The 16,141-nt window shown below is 56.7% G+C and carries 17 protein-coding genes; 11 read left to right on the plus strand and 6 right to left on the minus strand.

The genetic code is table 11. The features are described from left to right. Nucleotides 1–31 precede the first annotated feature (31 nt). Genes OS190_RS07640 through OS190_RS07650 form a run of 3 tightly spaced genes read left to right on the plus strand, consistent with a single transcriptional unit; the run spans nucleotide 32 to nucleotide 3,222 of the window. On the plus strand, nucleotides 32–766 hold the full coding sequence (locus OS190_RS07640) for a biotin--[acetyl-CoA-carboxylase] ligase (protein ID WP_267158063.1): 735 nt from the start codon (nucleotides 32–34) through the stop codon (nucleotides 764–766). Between the two features lie 12 nt (nucleotides 767–778). Beyond that, on the plus strand, nucleotides 779–1,555 hold the full coding sequence (locus OS190_RS07645; protein WP_267158064.1) for a type III pantothenate kinase: 777 nt from the start codon (nucleotides 779–781) through the stop codon (nucleotides 1,553–1,555). After that, complete coding sequence (locus OS190_RS07650; protein WP_267158065.1) at nucleotides 1,555–3,222, plus strand: ribonuclease J; 1,668 nt, start codon at nucleotides 1,555–1,557, stop codon at nucleotides 3,220–3,222. Before OS190_RS07645 ends, OS190_RS07650 begins: the two co-directional genes overlap by 1 nt. Nucleotides 3,223–3,298: 76 nt before the next feature. Here OS190_RS07650 and OS190_RS07655 read toward each other — a convergent pair whose 3' ends face one another. The 5 genes from OS190_RS07655 to OS190_RS07675 form a co-directional block, all read right to left on the minus strand. Beyond that, nucleotides 3,299–4,870, minus strand: a complete 1,572-nt coding sequence (locus OS190_RS07655; RefSeq protein ID WP_267158066.1) for a DEAD/DEAH box helicase — start codon at nucleotides 4,868–4,870, stop codon at nucleotides 3,299–3,301. Nucleotides 4,871–5,007: 137 nt separating this feature from the next. Then, nucleotides 5,008–5,937 carry a glycosyltransferase family 2 protein gene (locus OS190_RS07660; protein ID WP_267158067.1) on the minus strand — a complete coding sequence of 310 codons (930 nt, stop codon included), beginning with the start codon at nucleotides 5,935–5,937 and terminating at the stop codon, nucleotides 5,008–5,010. Then, entirely contained in the window at nucleotides 5,934–7,553 is a 1,620-nt protein-coding gene (locus OS190_RS07665) for a peptide chain release factor 3 (RefSeq protein ID WP_267158068.1), read from the minus strand. The genes OS190_RS07660 and OS190_RS07665 overlap by 4 nt, the downstream gene beginning before the upstream one ends. Before the next feature lie 366 nt (nucleotides 7,554–7,919). Beyond that, nucleotides 7,920–8,138 carry a hypothetical protein gene (locus tag OS190_RS07670; protein WP_267158069.1) on the minus strand — a complete coding sequence of 73 codons (219 nt, stop codon included), beginning with the start codon at nucleotides 8,136–8,138 and terminating at the stop codon, nucleotides 7,920–7,922. 520 nt (nucleotides 8,139–8,658) lie between these two features. Next, entirely contained in the window at nucleotides 8,659–9,672 is a 1,014-nt protein-coding gene (locus tag OS190_RS07675; protein WP_267158070.1) for a Hint domain-containing protein, read from the minus strand. A 135-nt stretch (nucleotides 9,673–9,807) separates the two neighbouring features. Here OS190_RS07675 and OS190_RS07680 point away from each other — a divergent pair, with 135 nt between their 5' ends. The 5 genes from OS190_RS07680 to OS190_RS07700 are packed head-to-tail and all read left to right on the plus strand — an operon-like array spanning nucleotide 9,808 to nucleotide 13,608. Continuing rightward, nucleotides 9,808–10,587, plus strand: coding sequence for an SDR family oxidoreductase (locus tag OS190_RS07680; protein WP_267158071.1), 780 nt, complete (start codon nucleotides 9,808–9,810; stop codon nucleotides 10,585–10,587). Continuing rightward, nucleotides 10,587–11,720, plus strand: a complete 1,134-nt coding sequence (locus OS190_RS07685) for a YhaZ family DNA alkylation repair protein (RefSeq protein WP_267158072.1) — start codon at nucleotides 10,587–10,589, stop codon at nucleotides 11,718–11,720. Before OS190_RS07680 ends, OS190_RS07685 begins: the two co-directional genes overlap by 1 nt. A 59-nt stretch (nucleotides 11,721–11,779) precedes the next feature. After that, complete coding sequence (locus OS190_RS07690) at nucleotides 11,780–12,892, plus strand: ABC transporter ATP-binding protein (RefSeq protein ID WP_267158073.1); 1,113 nt, start codon at nucleotides 11,780–11,782, stop codon at nucleotides 12,890–12,892. After that, a complete protein-coding gene (locus tag OS190_RS07695; protein WP_267158074.1) occupies nucleotides 12,885–13,247 on the plus strand; it encodes a Lin0512 family protein in 363 nt (120 codons plus the stop codon). Before OS190_RS07690 ends, OS190_RS07695 begins: the two co-directional genes overlap by 8 nt. After that, on the plus strand, nucleotides 13,240–13,608 hold the full coding sequence (locus OS190_RS07700) for a Lin0512 family protein (RefSeq protein ID WP_267158075.1): 369 nt from the start codon (nucleotides 13,240–13,242) through the stop codon (nucleotides 13,606–13,608). Before OS190_RS07695 ends, OS190_RS07700 begins: the two co-directional genes overlap by 8 nt. Here the strand turns inward: OS190_RS07700 and OS190_RS07705 are convergent. Beyond that, the gene (locus OS190_RS07705) at nucleotides 13,605–14,270 is read right to left on the minus strand and encodes a helix-turn-helix transcriptional regulator (RefSeq protein ID WP_267158076.1); all 666 of its coding nucleotides are present in this window, start codon (nucleotides 14,268–14,270) and stop codon (nucleotides 13,605–13,607) included. The genes OS190_RS07700 and OS190_RS07705 overlap by 4 nt on opposite strands. Nucleotides 14,271–14,449: 179 nt before the next feature. On the opposite strand from OS190_RS07705, the gene OS190_RS07710 reads away from it, so the two are divergent. The 3 genes from OS190_RS07710 to tatC are packed head-to-tail and all read left to right on the plus strand — an operon-like array spanning nucleotide 14,450 to nucleotide 16,132. Beyond that, nucleotides 14,450–14,671, plus strand: a complete 222-nt coding sequence (locus OS190_RS07710; RefSeq protein ID WP_267158077.1) for a twin-arginine translocase TatA/TatE family subunit — start codon at nucleotides 14,450–14,452, stop codon at nucleotides 14,669–14,671. Between the two features lie 3 nt (nucleotides 14,672–14,674). Next, nucleotides 14,675–15,253 (plus strand): Sec-independent protein translocase protein TatB, encoded by a 579-nt coding sequence (gene tatB / locus OS190_RS07715; protein WP_267158078.1) that lies wholly within the window; start codon nucleotides 14,675–14,677, stop codon nucleotides 15,251–15,253. Nucleotides 15,254–15,256: 3 nt separating this feature from the next. Continuing rightward, entirely contained in the window at nucleotides 15,257–16,132 is an 876-nt protein-coding gene (gene tatC, locus OS190_RS07720; protein WP_267158079.1) for a twin-arginine translocase subunit TatC, read from the plus strand. The last annotated feature ends 9 nt before the right edge of the window (nucleotides 16,133–16,141 follow it).

Here is a 16,141-nt window from a genome sequence, read left to right on the forward strand (position 1 = left end):
TATGGACAGGTCGATTTGTCCGGATGTGCAGATGAACAATTGGCCGCAAGGCTATGGCCGTCATGTGCTGGATGTAGTCGACAGCACCCTTTCCGAAGCGGCGCGCCTGTTGCCTGACCTTGCTGGTCCCACGTGGATCCTTGCGTTAGAGCAGACAGAGGCACGGGGCAGGCGTGGTCGCGCCTGGGCAACGCCACGCGGAAACTTTGCCGGAACTTTGGTGATGCGACGGGCCGAAACGCCAGCAGTTGCAGCGTTGCGTTCTTTTGTGACGTCGCTGGCGCTTTTGCGCAGCTTTGCCGCGGTTACCGGGATGCCGGATGCCTTTGCGTTGAAATGGCCAAATGATGTATTGCTCAACGGCGGCAAAGTGGCTGGGATCCTGCTTGAGAGCATTGGCGATCATCTGGTGATCGGCGTTGGTGTGAACCTTGTGCATGCACCGCGACCGGACCAGGTAGAGGCGGGTGCGCTACGCCCGGTGAGCCTTGCCGGTGAGTTGGGGGTAGACGTCAGTCCTGAGGTATTTCTGGATACGCTCGCCGCTCAATATGCTATACTGGAAAACCAGTTCACGGCACATGGCTTTGCTCCAATCCGCCGTGGCTGGCTGGATCATGCGGCAAAGCTGGGCGAGGTGATCACCGCCCGTACCATGCGAGATGAGACAATTGGCACCTTTCAGGATGTCGACGAAGACGGAAATCTTGTTTTACAGACATCCAAGGGGCCCGTGGCGATCACGGCGGCAGATGTGTTTTTCTAAGGGGACCAACCCATGCTTTTGGCGATTGATTGCGGCAATACCAACACGGTTTTTTCAATTTATGATGGCGATCATGCGCTCTGTACGATGCGCACGTCCACCCATCATGCCCGGACGGCGGATGCCTATTTTACCTGGTTCTCGACATTGCTGAATCACTACAAGATCGATCCCGAAATCACTGAAGTGATCATTTCATCCACGGTGCCACGCGTGGTGTTTAACCTGCGCGTGTTTTCGGACCAGTTTTTCAATTGTCGTCCATTGGTTGTGGGCAAGCCTGACTGCCTGTTGCCGACAAACCCGCGTGTGGATGAGGGCACGCTGGTCGGGCCGGACCGGTTGGTGAATGCTGCTGGTGCCTATGATCGCCATGGTGGCAACCTGATTGTGGTCGATTTCGGAACGGCGACCACCTTTGATGTGGCGGATCATGATGGGGCCTATGTAGGCGGTGTGATTGCGCCGGGGGTAAATCTGTCACTTGAGGCACTTCATATGGCGGCTGCTGCCTTGCCGCATGTGGACATTACCAAACCGCAACGTGTAGTAGGCACCAACACCGTTGCTTGTATGCAGTCCGGCGTCTTTTGGGGCTATGTCGGATTGGTGAAAGAAATTTGCGCCCGTATCAAAGCAGAACGTGAAAGCCCGATGAAAATAATCGCAACTGGCGGCCTGGCGTCGCTGTTTGCGCAAACCGAAGATCTTTTTGATGTCATAGAAAATGACCTCACGATGCACGGCCTGACCGTGATACATAAATATAATAAGGAAATAGCTGGATAATGAGCAGCGAAAGATTAATCTACCTTCCCCTTGGCGGGGCGGGTGAAATAGGCATGAATGCCTATGTGTACGGATATGGAAAACCGGGCAAGGAACGCCTGATTGTTGTGGACCTTGGAGTGGCCTTTCCTGACATGGACAGCTCACCCGGTGTCGATCTGATCATTGCAGACATTGCCTGGCTGCGTGCGCGCAAGGACCAGATTGAAGCGGTGTTCGTCACTCATGCCCATGAAGACCATGTCGGGGGTGTCTCCCATACCTATGGTCAGTTGCAAGCCCCGATTTATGCGCGCAAGTTCACCGCGAATATCACCAAGCGCAAGATGGATGAGCACGGCCATCCCGATGATGCAGTTCGGGTTATAGGTGCCTGGCCCGAGCAGATTGATGCAGGGCCGTTTACGGTGGGATTCCTCCCGATCTCGCATTCGATTCCGGAAAGTTCGGCATTGGTGATCGACACGCCGGCGGGGCGTGTGATCCATTCGGGTGATTTCAAGATCGACCGTACTCCGGGGGTGGGCGAAGCCTATGATCCCGACCTATGGGCCGAGGTTTGCAAGGATGGCATCAAGGCGCTGATCTGTGACAGTACCAATGTCTTTTCGCCGGATCCGGGGCGGTCTGAAGCGACACTTGGCCCCGCTCTTGAAGAGTTGGTCAGTGCTGCCGAGGGTATGGTTGTCGCGACAACCTTTGCATCCAACGTGGCACGGGTGAAAACGCTGGCCATGGCGGCGGACAAGGCAGGGCGTTCAGTTGTCCTGTTGGGACGCGCAATGAAACGCATGGTCGAAGCATCACTTGAAACCGGTGTGATGAAGGATTTCCCGCCAATCGTCAGCCCAGAGGAGGCACGCGGTATTCCACGTGAGAACCTGATGCTGTTGGTGACCGGATCGCAGGGCGAACGCCGTGCGGCAAGCGCGCAATTGGCCCGCGGAAAGTTTCAAGGGATCGAGATGAAGGAGGGAGATCTGTTTCTCTTCTCGTCCAAGACGATTCCGGGGAACGAAAAAGGCGTCATTCGCATTATGAACCAGTTCTCTGAACGTGGCGTCGATGTCGTGGATGACAGTTCTGGCAGATACCATGTGTCGGGTCATGCCAATCGTCCCGACCTCGAGACTCTCCACGACGTGGTGAAGCCACAGGTGCTGATCCCCATGCATGGTGAACACCGCCACCTGCGCGAGCATGTGAAGATTGCCGAAGGCAAGGGCATTGCCGGTGTACTGGCCGTCAACGGTATGATGATCGACCTGTCAGGCAATGAGCCCAAGGTTGCGGAATATGTCGAGACAGGGCGTACTTATATCGACGGATCGGTCCAGATCGGTGCACTTGACGGTGTTGTGCGTGATCGTATCCGCATGGCGTTGAACGGACATGTAACAGTCACCGTCATTCTGGACGATGAGGACGAACCGCTGGGAGATCCTTGGGTCGATACTATGGGCCTGCCTGAGGTTGGAAAATCCGGGGCACCGCTGGCCGACGTGCTGGAAGAAGACCTGAGCCAGTTTCTGGGGCGGTCCAAGGCGGCAACGCTGCGTGATGATACCAAGCTGAATGATGGGTTGAAGCGCGTCCTGCGCCAGTCTGCCCAAGAAGAAATCGGCAAAAAACCCGAAGTGACGGTCGTGGTCAGCCGGTTGAGTTAAGCGCTGTTACAGGCACAGGACAACGAAAAACGGCCCCCCAGTGATGCGGGGCCGTTTTTATTGGGGGGTAAAGGGGTTAGCTGTCGGGGCGGTCCGCAAAGCTGAGTTCGATGAACTCCGGCGTATGGTCGCCCAGGCCAATAACCTTGTGGTTTTGGCTGCGATCATTGCCGCGCCCGCCACGGTTGTCATTTCGGCCACCACGGTTGTCGTTTCTACCCTGTTTGTTGTCACGCCCGCCGTCGCGCTTGGCCTCGCGGTCATGGTTGTTTTTGTCAGAACGCTGTTCCGACTGTACCTGCCTGGACGTTTCAGATGCCTTTGACGCGTCTTTGCCAGTCTCCTTTTGGGGGGCCTCCGCCTTGGCCTCTTGCGCCTTTGGCGTTTCGGCCTTGGGTGCGGCATCGGACTTGCGGCTGCGCGAACGGCTACGCTTGGGCTTTGCCCCGGACTCATCCGCTGATTTCTTCTCCGGTACCTCGTCGGGAGTGGCATTCCCCCCGAGCGGGTTATCCAGACGCGGAATTTCGCGTTGTACCAGACGCTCCACATCCGCGAGGTTTTTCTCATCCCGCAGGGTGCAGATCATGATCGCGGTGCCATCGCGTCCCGCACGACCGGTACGGCCAATGCGATGCACGTAATCTTCTGCGTGACTGGGCACGTCAAAGTTGAACACATGGGATACCGAGGGCACATCAAGACCACGGGCAGCCACATCGGAAGCGATCAGAAAGCGCAAAGATCCTTCGCGGAAACCGTCCAGTGTGCGGGTACGCTGGCTTTGGTCAAGATCGCCATGGATCGGGGCGGCATCATAGCCATATTTCTTGAGGGACTTGGCAACGATGTCGACATCCATCTTGCGATTGCAGAATACGATGGCATTGGTGCATTTGTCGCCTTCGGCATCGATCAAAGCTCTCAGGACTTTGCGTTTTTCCGATGCCTCACGGTCCTTGCGCGAGCCTTTGAACATCAGCACACCCTGGGTGATATTCTCGCCGGTGGTGGCCTGCCGGGCAACTTCGATGCGTTCCGGGTTGCTGAGGAAGGTGTTGGTGATCCGCTCGATCTCGGGGGCCATGGTGGCAGAAAAGAACAACGTCTGCCGTGTGAAGGGGGTCAGACCAAAAATGCGCTCGATGTCAGGTATGAACCCCATGTCGAGCATCCGGTCGGCTTCGTCCACCACCATGATCTTGACGTCGTTCAGGATCAGTTTTCCGCGTTCGAAATGATCAAGCAAGCGGCCCGGTGTGGCAATCAGAACGTCGACGCCCTTGTCGATGGCGATGTCTTGTTCTTTGAACGATACGCCGCCAATCAATAGCGCCTTGGTCAGTTTGACATGTTTGGCGTAGGTGTCGAAATTTTCGGCAACCTGTGCGGCCAATTCACGTGTGGGGCATAGCACCAGCGAGCGTGGCATCCGCGCGCGCGCGCGGCCACGGGCAAGCATCGTGATCATCGGAAGCGTAAAGCTTGCGGTTTTTCCGGTGCCGGTCTGGGCGATGCCCAGAACATCGCGGCCTTCGAGGGCAGGAGGGATCGCACCTGCCTGAATCGGGGTGGGTGTCTCATATCCGGCCTCGTTGATGGCCTTGAGCACTTTTGGGCTGAGCTTCAGATCAGAAAATTTTGTCATATGTGTCCGGGTTTTGCGGACACGTTGTGGCCCGCTGCATCTGTCATATCGGCCCGCATGGCCCAAACGGCGGCATCTGCCGCGATATGTTGCGCACCGATACCAACTTGGGGGGAGATCGTCAAATAGAACGGGAATCAGGAGCTGTGGTGAGGAAAATGCTTGGCTGTTGTGGTATTTAGATCAAATTTCACCTCTCTGAGCAGACCTTGGGAGGCAAGCCTGCGGCGCAGGGCGGGGGTGTCGGCACAAACTTCGTCGAAAAACGCCCGCAGACCCGTTTCACCGTTTTCGGCCTCGATGGTTGCAAAGAGTTCGTGCATCGAAAGCCCGCCCTTTTCACGGGGACGATTGGGGGCAAGTTCGGCGCGGTAGGACCCTTTATCGAAGCGGTAGCGAAAGGCGGCGTACCACTCTTCCCAGGATGTTGCATGACAATGGGCGAGGTCGATGCCTGCTGTGGTTTCCGGACCTTGCAGCATCTGATCGTGTTGGAAGGCGTTGTGGATCTGGATGCGCATGCCTTGCAAACCGCTGCGCACGAAGCACTTTCCTGCGAGATGGCTCAGGAACCCACCTTTGATATGGGGCCCGTAGGTTGGATAAAGCTCTGCGACAATGCGGGCGCGGTCCGGTCCGTTGGGGACGAAGGCCTTGAATCGGCTGCCGTCACCCGCAAGCTGTTCCATTGGCCGGATACGCGCGATTTTATCGGCTTTTGGCAGGGCGGCGAGGATTTCGCCCACAGGCTGCTGTGCAACAAGAAACTCATCCACGTCCATATGGATCAGCCAGTCGACCTCGGTCCGACGGTGATAGGCATGGGTGGCGTTTTGTGTCTGGCGCACCTGGTGTTTTTTGGGGCGCTTGCCCCTCCACCATGCGTCGTTGCACAGGGTTGGTTTGATTTTGGGGTGAGCCTTGAGGATGTCAAACGCGGCCTGATTGTCGTCATCAAGATAAAGGTAAAGCCGGTGGGCACCTGCCTCAAGGTGATAGGCGGCAAAATCAAGGATTGTCGCCACCGGTGCGAGGATCGTGGCGCTGATCCCCCAACTGTCGCTCACACCATCATTTCCTTGGTCGCGGTCAGTCGTACCTCGGGGTAATCGCGGCCCACGCGGTCGATGTCCCATTGCAAACGGGTCAGATAGACGATGTCGCCATCATGGTCATGGGCTATATGCTGGGGATTGCTTTGTATAAATTTATCAACGGCTTGTTTGTCTCCAGTGACCCATCTCGCCGAGGTAAATTGCGACGCTTCAAAGCGCACCGGCAAACCGTACTCAAGCTCGATCCGGCTTGCCAGGACTTCAAACTGCAACTGTCCGACAACACCGACAACAAATCCGGATCCGATCGCCGGTTTGAAAACCTTCGCGGCACCTTCTTCGGCAAACTGCATCAGTGCCTTTTCCAAGTGTTTGGATTTCAGCGGATCGCCCGCACGTACCCCTTGCAACAGTTCAGGCGCGAAAGAGGGGATGCCAGTGACGCGCAATGCCTCGCCTTCGGTCAATGTATCGCCGATGCGAAGTTGGCCGTGGTTCGGGATGCCGATGATGTCACCCGCCCAGGCTTCCTCGGCCAGTTCGCGGTCTGAGGCGAGGAACATCACCGGATTGGTGATGGTCATTGATTTCTTGCTGCGCACATGGGTCATTTTCATGCCGCGCAGAAAGTGACCCGCAGCCAGACGGACAAAGGCAACACGATCGCGGTGTTTGGGGTCCATGTTGGCCTGAACCTTGAAAACAAAGCCAGAGACCTTTCTTTCTTCTGGCAGGATTTGTCGTGGTTCCGCCTTCTGGATTTGCGGTTCGGGACCGAATTTGGCGATGCCTTCCATCAACTCCTTGACGCCAAAGGAATTGATGGCGGATCCGAACCAGATCGGAGTGAGCGACCCTTCGGCCATGAGTTCCGCATCCAGTGGCGGCATCAATTCACGGACCATTTCAAGGTCTTCACGGAGTTTTTCAAGCAGATTGGCAGGGACATGTTCGGCCAGTTTCGGATCATCCAGACCATTGATTTCGACCGATTCCGCAACCTTGTTTCGATCCGCGCGATCCATCAGTTCAAGACGGTCGCGCAGTATGTCGTAGCAGCCGATAAAGTCACGTCCGACACCGATGGGCCAGCTTGCCGGGGTCACGTCAATGGCAAGATTTTGTTGGATTTCGTCAATAATTTCGAAAATATCCCGGCTCTCGCGGTCCATTTTATTACAAAATGTCAAGATTGGGAGGTCGCGCATGCGGCAAACTTCAAACAGCTTCTGAGTCTGGGATTCAACGCCCTTGGCACCGTCGATCACCATGACGGCGGCATCAACGGCCGTCAGTGTACGATAGGTATCTTCGGAAAAATCGGAGTGACCGGGGGTGTCTACCAGATTGAAGCGGAAAGTGTCGGATCTTGTGGTGAAATCAAAAGACATCGCGGATGCGGAGACAGAGATGCCGCGATCCTTTTCCATCGCCATGAAGTCGGACCGGGTACGGCGGGCTTCGCCCTTGGCGCGGACCTGTCCAGCCATCTGGATCGCACCGCCGAAGAGGAGGAATTTTTCGGTAAGCGTGGTCTTGCCTGCATCCGGGTGGCTGATGATGGCAAAGGTCCGGCGACGCGCGATTTCGGGTGGCAAAGGAGGGCGATTGGTATTTTGATCCAACATCTTGCGGGGCGTTCCTCATGTGTGTTTTACCGATCTTTCGGCAATGGGTGAACGACGTGTAAAGTGTCAAACAGACGTCACCGCGCGTACACATACCGTACATACGCAGCGTGGCAAGGGTTTGGGGGACTTTGTGTTTTGCTGCTGGGCAGCTTGAAGCGCAGTTGCGAAACAGGCACCTAGCCTGGAGTGGCCTTCAAAGCGGGAATCCTTGGCGGGAAAACTGCGCAACAAGGCACCGCAAAAACGAGTTGACCGGAGTCAATCGTCGGATGAAATGATCGGCTCTAGCGAACTGATCAACTTCAGCCGAAGCTTGATGTCGCCCTCCATACGATAGAGGACACCCATGTGATAGGCAGTGTCCTACGGCCAGAGCCCTTTCAAAATACTGGCAATAGACGCCAGATCAGGATGCAGCAGCAGAGCGGCACCGCGCATCCGGACGGCAATGTGATTTGCGGAAAGGTCGTCGAGGCCAATGCGCTTACCAAGTTGCGTGGCCAGCACGCGATTGCATCCCCTCGGGATCGTACACCCGATCAACCCGGCGCAGCGTGTTTTCCATCCTTCTTGCGTAGGCATAAATGGATGTCTTTGTGAGTGGGAGCACCTTGGGGTGAGACAGGTGGCGCATGGTCGTTACGTCGTCATTATCCGTATTCAACGGCATATTCGCAGCACCATATGCCATCTCAAACTGGACCGCATCCGCCAAGGCAGTCGCATAGGCCGGGTAATCTTCGATGTCGTCTTGCGAGAGCAGGGCCGCAAGGGGATGTTGTGATGCAATCGCCTTGAGCCAGCTCTGGCCAAAATGCCCATCGTTTTTGCTGCATCAATCTGCAGCGTTCTTTGTTGTCGAGGCCGGTGACGGCGTGAAGGTAGGTCTGCGACCTGATGTGCCTGAGGCCCAAGGCGAGTTGCGCGGCGAGAGTGCCACTTCCGGCGAGGGCTGCGCATTGACGGAGTGTGCCGAGGTTGTCTTGGCCCTACAACCAAGCGCTCTTTGCATTTTGAAAGCGGCGATCCTGATTCCCGCTGACATCTGCCATGGCTGCGAAAGACGTCAGGATCAGGGAAATCGCGCAGAGGAGATGGCCGATCACCGCGTCGATGCCTTGCGCAACAACTCTGCCGCATCCGGGCGGTTCAAAAGTGCCTCGTTCACGTCCAGTCCCGCATGGGGCAGGTCGGAGTGGCCGGGGATGACCTCGCCCAGTGCCTCTGACAGCTCCAGCGGCAGGACCGACTTTGTTCGGGTGTCGATCAGCATGGTTTCGGCAGCGATACCTTCGGCATAGATGATCTGGTGGCTGTCGAACAACAATTGGAAATAGTCGACAAAGCCGCCATCCATGACTGTCACGGTCATGCCGTTGACCAGATGGCGGGCTTTAACCAGTAGTTCGGCGCGCCCTACGCCGACTTCGTCACTGCGTTGATAGATGAACAGGCGGTGATCGGGGCTGACGATCAGGTCATGGTCGTTGTTGAGCGTGCCTGCGTTGATCTTGATCGGGGCGAAGTCACCGACGGCACGGGCGGTCGATTGGCTGATCCAGCGGATGGTTTGAACGCCGTCATCCCGCGTCAGGATTCGGTCGCCGACCTTAAGGTGCTCGATCTTGCGTTGTTCGCCAGAGGACATGGTAATATGGGTCCCACGGGTGAAGGAAACGCAGGCGACCTGTGCGAATTTCTTGTGTGCGTTTTCGGTGTCGATGCCAACAAGCCGATATTCCACATGGCCTGCCAGGGTTGTCAGCGGCAGGATATAGATCTCGGTCACGCTGCCTTCGTTATCGATTTCGACAAGCAGCAGCACGTCGTGCATTCCGCCATCATTGGACATGAAGCTGAGGGCGCTATCAAGGATCAAGGTCGCGCCGGGCGTGCCCAGCTGGGTATCTGTCGCGACACGAAACCGGCCGTTGTTGCCCGGCAGGATCGACAGGCGCTGTGCCTCGATCCTGTAGGGCAATTCATAAACGTCATCAAGAACCAGCTCGGAGGCAAAGGACAGGGCATCGCCCATGTTGGCACCATCCGAGGCGACAAATTCCTGGGCGCGGTAGACAGGCAAGTTTTGCGCGGGGGCGGGTCTGGAGCGGGCCATTTTGATCCTTGAGATAAAGGGTTTGGCAAGGCAGTAGAGTAGGATTGTGACACCGTTGGGTCAAGCTCAGGGTGTTTTGCTGGCAGTTGCTGTTGATCGTGGTAGGTCTGAGATAACCAAGGGAGGAATCGTAATATGGATTTGGGGATCAAGGGTAAAAAGGCGCTGGTTTGTGCATCGTCAAAGGGACTTGGGCTTGGCTGTGCAGAGGCATTGGCCCAGGCGGGTGTTGATCTGGTGATGAATGCACGCGGGGCCGAGGCGTTGCAGGCCTCGGCAGAGCGGCTGCGACAGGAATACGGTGTTGCGATCACGACAGTGGCGGCGGATGTGGCCACGCCAGAGGGGCAGGCCCTGGTGATTGCGGCGGCTGAGGGCGTGGACATTCTGGTGAACAACGCAGGCGGGCCGCCTCCGGGAATGTGGTCCGATTGGGATCGTGAGGATTTTATCAAAGCGTTGGATGCCAATATGTTAGCGCCAATCGCTTTGATCAAGGCGCTGGTGCCTGCGATGATGGATCGCGGCTGGGGGCGTGTGGTGAACATCACCTCGCAGTCAGTGCGCGCGCCGATTGGCGTGCTGGGCCTTAGTAATTCTGCACGAACCGGATTGACGGGATATGTGGCAGGGACCTCGCGACAGGTGGCGGGCAAGGGAGTGACGATCAACAACCTGTTGCCGGGGATTCATGCCACGGACCGGGCGGATGCGCTGGATGGCGGTGTCGTCAAGGCGCAGGGCGTCACGCTGGAAGAGGCGCGTGCACAGCGGGCCGCAACAATCCCTGCGGGACGCTATGGTACGCGGGATGAATTTGGCGCGGCTTGCGCGTTCCTGTGTTCGACCCATGCCGGGTTCATCGTGGGACAAAACCTGTTGCTGGATGGTGGTGCCACCAATATCACGATGTAATGACTATGGTATCGGAAGAAAAATTTTCGCTTAAGGATCATCTGTTTAATGCCGAAACCCTGGCACAACTGGCGGATGAATTTGCCGCTGGCCTGCCCGGATTTGACGGCGACAGGTTTCAGGTCGAGGCCTTGTCCGGCTTTGGCACACGCGAGTTGCTGGCGCGTTTGGAATGGATGGCGGACTGTCTGGAAGGGCAGTTGGCCGCCGATTTCCCAACCATGGCGGCGCAACTGGAGGCGGCAATGCCTGCGCCACTTGATCCTGCCTTGAGCGACGATGACTTTGGTCATTTCATCCATGCTTTGCCAGGGATTTTGGCGGTGCGTCACGGGTTGGAAGACCACCGCGAGCGGGCGTTGGATCTGCTCTATCAGGCGACGCAACGGTTCTCGATGGAGTATTACATTCGTCCATTTCTGAACCGCTGGCCCGAGGAGACACTGGCGCGGTTGTCGGTCTGGGCGACGGACGGCAATTATCATGTGCGCAGGTTGGTCAGCGAGGGCACACGACCCAGACTGCCCTGGGCCAAGGCCGTGCGCCTGACCAGTGATCAGACCTTGCCGCTGTTGGATCTTCTGTACAGTGATGGCACACGCTATGTCACGCGCTCTGTTGCGAACCATCTGAACGACATTGCCAAGAAACAGCCGGATCTGGTGTGCGCACGTCTGGCCGACTGGGCTGAAACCGGCCGGCAGACCGGCAAGGAGATGGCGTGGATGACACGTCATGGCCTGCGTACCTTGGTCAAACAAGGGCATGGCGGGGCGTTGACGATGTTGGGCTATCGTCCTGACGTGGCTGTTGATGCGACCTTGGATTTGGGGGCGGCCAGTTATGCGATGGGGGAAAAGCTTGCAGTCTCATGTGTGTTGCAATGCGCCCAAGACCTGCCGGTGCTGGCGGATTACCGCATGATCTTTGCCCGACCCGGCGGCAAGAAGGCTGAAAAGGTGTTCAAGCTGAAGGTAGGACAGATCAAGGCGGGAGTGCCGTTAAAACTGGCGAAAAACCATCCTCTCAAAGGAGATGCGAGCACTTTCAAACTCTATCCCGGTGCGCATGAAGTGGTTTTGCAGGTCAACGGGCGCGATGTTGCGCGGGCGGAGTTTGAACTGACCGCGTGATGTCTTGCAGGGGTGGATAGGGGCTGATAGCTCCGTTCAGAGCAATTTTTCGGGTATATATGCAAACCATTGAGACAGCGCCTGTGCCACGGCTTGAGATCAAAAACCTGCGCCGCAGTTTTGCGGGGCGGGTTGTGGTTGACGATGTGTCTTTGAAAATCATGCCCGGGCAGGTCACTTGCTTGTTGGGGCCTTCGGGCTGCGGGAAGTCCACAACCCTGCGGATGATCGCCGGTGTCGAAATGCAGGACAGCGGCTCGATCCATGTCGATGGCAAGCTGGTCTGCGACACAGTGTTCCGTATACCACCCGAACAGCGCGAGATTGGCCTGATGTTTCAGGATTTTGCGTTGTTTCCACATTTGTCCGTGGCCGACAATGTGGGCTTCGGGTTGCGCGGATCAAAGGCGGACAAGCGAGCGCGGATTGAAGAACTTTTGGCGCGGGTTGACTTGTTGCGTTTTATCGATGGGTATCCGCATCAATTGTCGGGAGGGGAACAGCAACGCGTGGCGCTCGCGCGTGCGCTGGCCCCCAAGCCCCGCATCATGTTGATGGACGAACCTTTTTCAGGGCTGGACAACCGGTTGCGGGACGGGATCAGGGATGAAACCCTGAGCATCCTGAAAGAAGAGGACACGGCGGTCCTGCTGGTCACCCATGAACCGGATGAGGCGATGCGGATGGCTGATGAAATCGCGCTGATGCGCGATGGCAGGATCGTGCAACAGGGGGCACCTTACAATGTTTATACCCGCCCGCTCGATCGGGCGGCGGTGGCCTTTTTCTCGGATGCGAATGTGGTTGAGGCCACGGTGGAAGGCGCGCTTGCGCAGACCGCCTTTGGCAGGTTTCTGGCCCCCGGTGTGGCGGACGGGACAGATGTGCAGATCGTGTTTCGCCCGCAGCATGTGCGAATTGATTTTGACCGCGCAGGCAAGGGACCGAATCCGACTGCCAAAGATGGCACACCGGCACGCGCCGCGGTATCGCGGGCGCGCTTCATGGGGTCCGAAAGCCTGATTGAATTTGTGATGGACTATGACGGGTCCGTGGTGCGCGCGACGGTGCCGAATGTGTTTTTGCCGCAGGTAGGGGCCGTGATGTGGCTGACCATCCCGCGGGATAGGTGTTTTGTGTTTCCGGTCGAGAAGAGGGCGGGCAATGACTGAGACTTTACTGGTGGAATTTGGCATGGGATCGTCCTTGCGGCGCGGGGATTACACCCAGGCGGCGGAACGTGCGGTGCGCGATGCCCTGTGGCATAACTCGATCAATCTGGCAGAGCTTTTCGGTTTTGACAAAGCGGACATGCAGATCAGGCTGGAGGTTGGAGTGCAAGAGCCCGAGGCGGTGGATGTCGAGGTTCTGAAAGCGGTTTTTCCTTATGGTAAGGTGACGGTTAAAGTGTCCAGGGGTGGACTGGATGTGCCGCGCCCTGTGGGCCAGGAAGGGACGGGCCAACCGACGGTGATGGCCACTGTCGCATTATGCGTGGGCTTTGAGATGGAGCGGTCGGATGGATGAACGCCGCAAAATGCATCGCGTGATCATCGAAATGGGCATGGGCAATGACCTACATGGGATGGATTACACCAAGGCCGCAGGACGCGCGATTGAGGATGCCTTGCGCCATTCGTCGCTGCCGTTGTTCGCAGTGACAGGTGTCAGCCCCGAAGAAATGCGCGTTCAAGTGACGATCGGAGTACAGGAACCCGACAAGCTGGATCTGGAAGAACTGGCGGCCCGGTTGCCACGTGGTAAGGCCGAAGTGCGGGCTGTTCACGGTGGATTAAACGTGTCGGCGGGCGATGAAACGATCGTGATTGCCCAGGCCTCGGTCGAGGCGTTTTTGCCGTTGCAAGGCGGCTGGAAACTGACTTCCTAGGGGGCGTAATCGGCCAGAGTCTTGCCGGGTTCATCGACAAACAGATCGGCCAGGGCTTCGGTGCTTTCAATCAGGTCAAGACGGAAAACGCGGAAATCATTTTGGCCTTCGCACCAGGCAGTGAGCGTCCAGACGCGCCCCCAATATTCCATATGCAGAGGGCGGATCGTGTCGCTGGTGACGGTACCATCGGCAAAGGTATAGGTCAGACGGATCTTCTGGCGGGCTTTGATGGCAGAGCGTAGCAGCGGCATATGTGTAAGATTGCGCGTTGGGCTGGCAAAGGGCGTCACCGCGGTGTTCCAGGCCTCGGCTTTGGCAATGGTTTGGGCAGGCAACACAGCGTCGACTTTGTCGGCCAGCGTTTTCGCGGCGGTTTTCAGTGTCTCATCCGCGGCCTGAGCAACAATCGCGAGGCCAAGGTTGAGTGCTTCGAATTCGGGTTCGGTCAGGGAGAGTGGCGGTAGGTTGATTTCAGGCGTGATACGATACCCTGCGCCACGTGTGCCCCGGATCGGGACACCGGAGGCAACCAGATGCTCCATATCGCGATAGATTGTGCGCGTTGTCACGCCGAGCGCGTCGGCAATGTCTTCTGCGCGGTGCAAATCGCCGTCACGCATAAGTTGGATCAATTCGAAAAGGCGGTCTTTGCGGGCCATCCTACTGACGTAAACCTGTCAGTTGTGTCGGGCAAGCCCAGATTTTCAAGGAGCTTTGATCAGGTTTTCATCGGTGAAGTGATTTGACACATTGCCTTGGCTGGTGGCCGCCTTAGAACGGGACTGAACGGAAAGAAAAGCTGTGATACGGATGTATGCGCTGAAAAAGGAGTAGTGAGATGTTGAATAATATTGGTTTGCCGGGAATCCTGCTGATCGCGGTTGTTGTCCTGGTTCTGTTTGGACGGGGCAAGATTTCCGGTCTGATGGGCGAAGTCGGCAAGGGGATTACCAGCTTCAAGCGCGGCATTTCCGAAGGCGAAAAAGAGCTGGAGAATGACGCCGAAGTGGTTGACAGCGAAATCGTAGATTCCAGCGACACGACCAAAGATAAGGTTTAAGCGATGTTCGATCTCGGCTGGACCGAGCTGTTGGTCATTGGTGTTGTTGCCCTGATTGTCGTTGGCCCAAAGGATTTGCCGATCCTGTTTCGCAGGGTGGGGCAATTTGTTGGCAAGGCCAAGGGGATGGCACGCGAGTTTTCGTCGGCCATGAACAATGCAGCCGATGAGACCGGTATGCGCGAGATGTCCTCATCGCTGAACAAGTCGTTGAAGGCCGCGACCAATCCGGTGGGTTCTGCGCTGGATGGGGTGAAATCAGCGGCGAAGTCGCTTGCGGACATCGACCCCGAAAGCGAGACCGGAAAACTGGCGGCAAAGCGAGCCGAGGATGTCAAGAAAATCCAGGTGGCAACCGCGCGCAAGGCTGCCGAGCGCAAAGCGCAGGAAGCAGCGGAAGCATTGAAAGCGGCTGATGCACTGGAAGCGGAAACAACACCGGCAGCCACAAAAACCGCAGCGGTGAAAAAGCCGGCACCAAAGAAGGCAGCGCCGAAAAAAACCACAGCCAAGAAACCCGCCGCCAAGAAACCCGCTGCCAAGAAAGCGCCGGCCAAAAAAGCCCCTGTCAAAAAAGAGTAAACCATGAGTGCGACAGACGAAATTGACGACAGCGCAGCGCCGCTGATCGAGCATCTGGCAGAGTTGCGCACGCGGCTGATTCATTCGGTGATCGCGTTCATCATCGGGATGATCATCTGTTTCACAGTTTGGAACCCGATCTTTAACTTTCTGACCAATCCCCTGTGTTCGGCAATGGCAGAGCGTGGGCAGGAGGATTGCGGATTGATCCTGATCAAGCTGCAAGAAGGCTTTTTTGTTGCGATTTCGATTTCGCTTTTAGGGGGTCTGATCCTGGGGTTTCCCTACATCAGCTATCAATTGTGGCGCTTTGTGGCTCCCGGCCTGTACAAGAATGAGAAAGGCGCGTTTCTGCCCTTTCTCATCGCATCACCGATTATGTTTTTTATCGGGGCATCCTTCGCATTCTATGTTGTGACGCCACTTGCCTTTGATTTCTTTCTTGGGTTCCAACAGGGATCATTGACCGGGGAAGGCTCCGAGGCCGTGGCGGGGGGCGTTGCTGCGATTGCCTTTCAGGGATCTGCCCAGGAATATCTGAGCCTGACAATCAAATTCATCGTGGCCTTTGGGCTGTGTTTTCAATTACCGGTCTTGTTGACCTTGATGGGCAAGGCGGGACTGGTTTCTGCTGAGGGGCTAGGCAATGTACGTAAATACGCAGTCGTCGCGATTTTGGTGCTGGCTGCCTTGGTCACGCCGCCGGATGTAATCACGCAAGTGATCCTGTTCGTTGTTGTTTACGGTCTATACGAGATGTCGATCCAGTTGGTGAAACGGGTTGAAAAGACACGTGAGGCCAAGTTGCGGGCCGAAGGGTACTACGACGAGGACGAAGACGATGCAGGTGATTTTGATCCCGATGATGATCTGAAGTGAGGAACCGTC

This window comes from Sulfitobacter sp. F26204 (assembly GCF_026410305.1).
Taxonomy (GTDB): Bacteria; Pseudomonadota; Alphaproteobacteria; order Rhodobacterales; family Rhodobacteraceae; genus Sulfitobacter.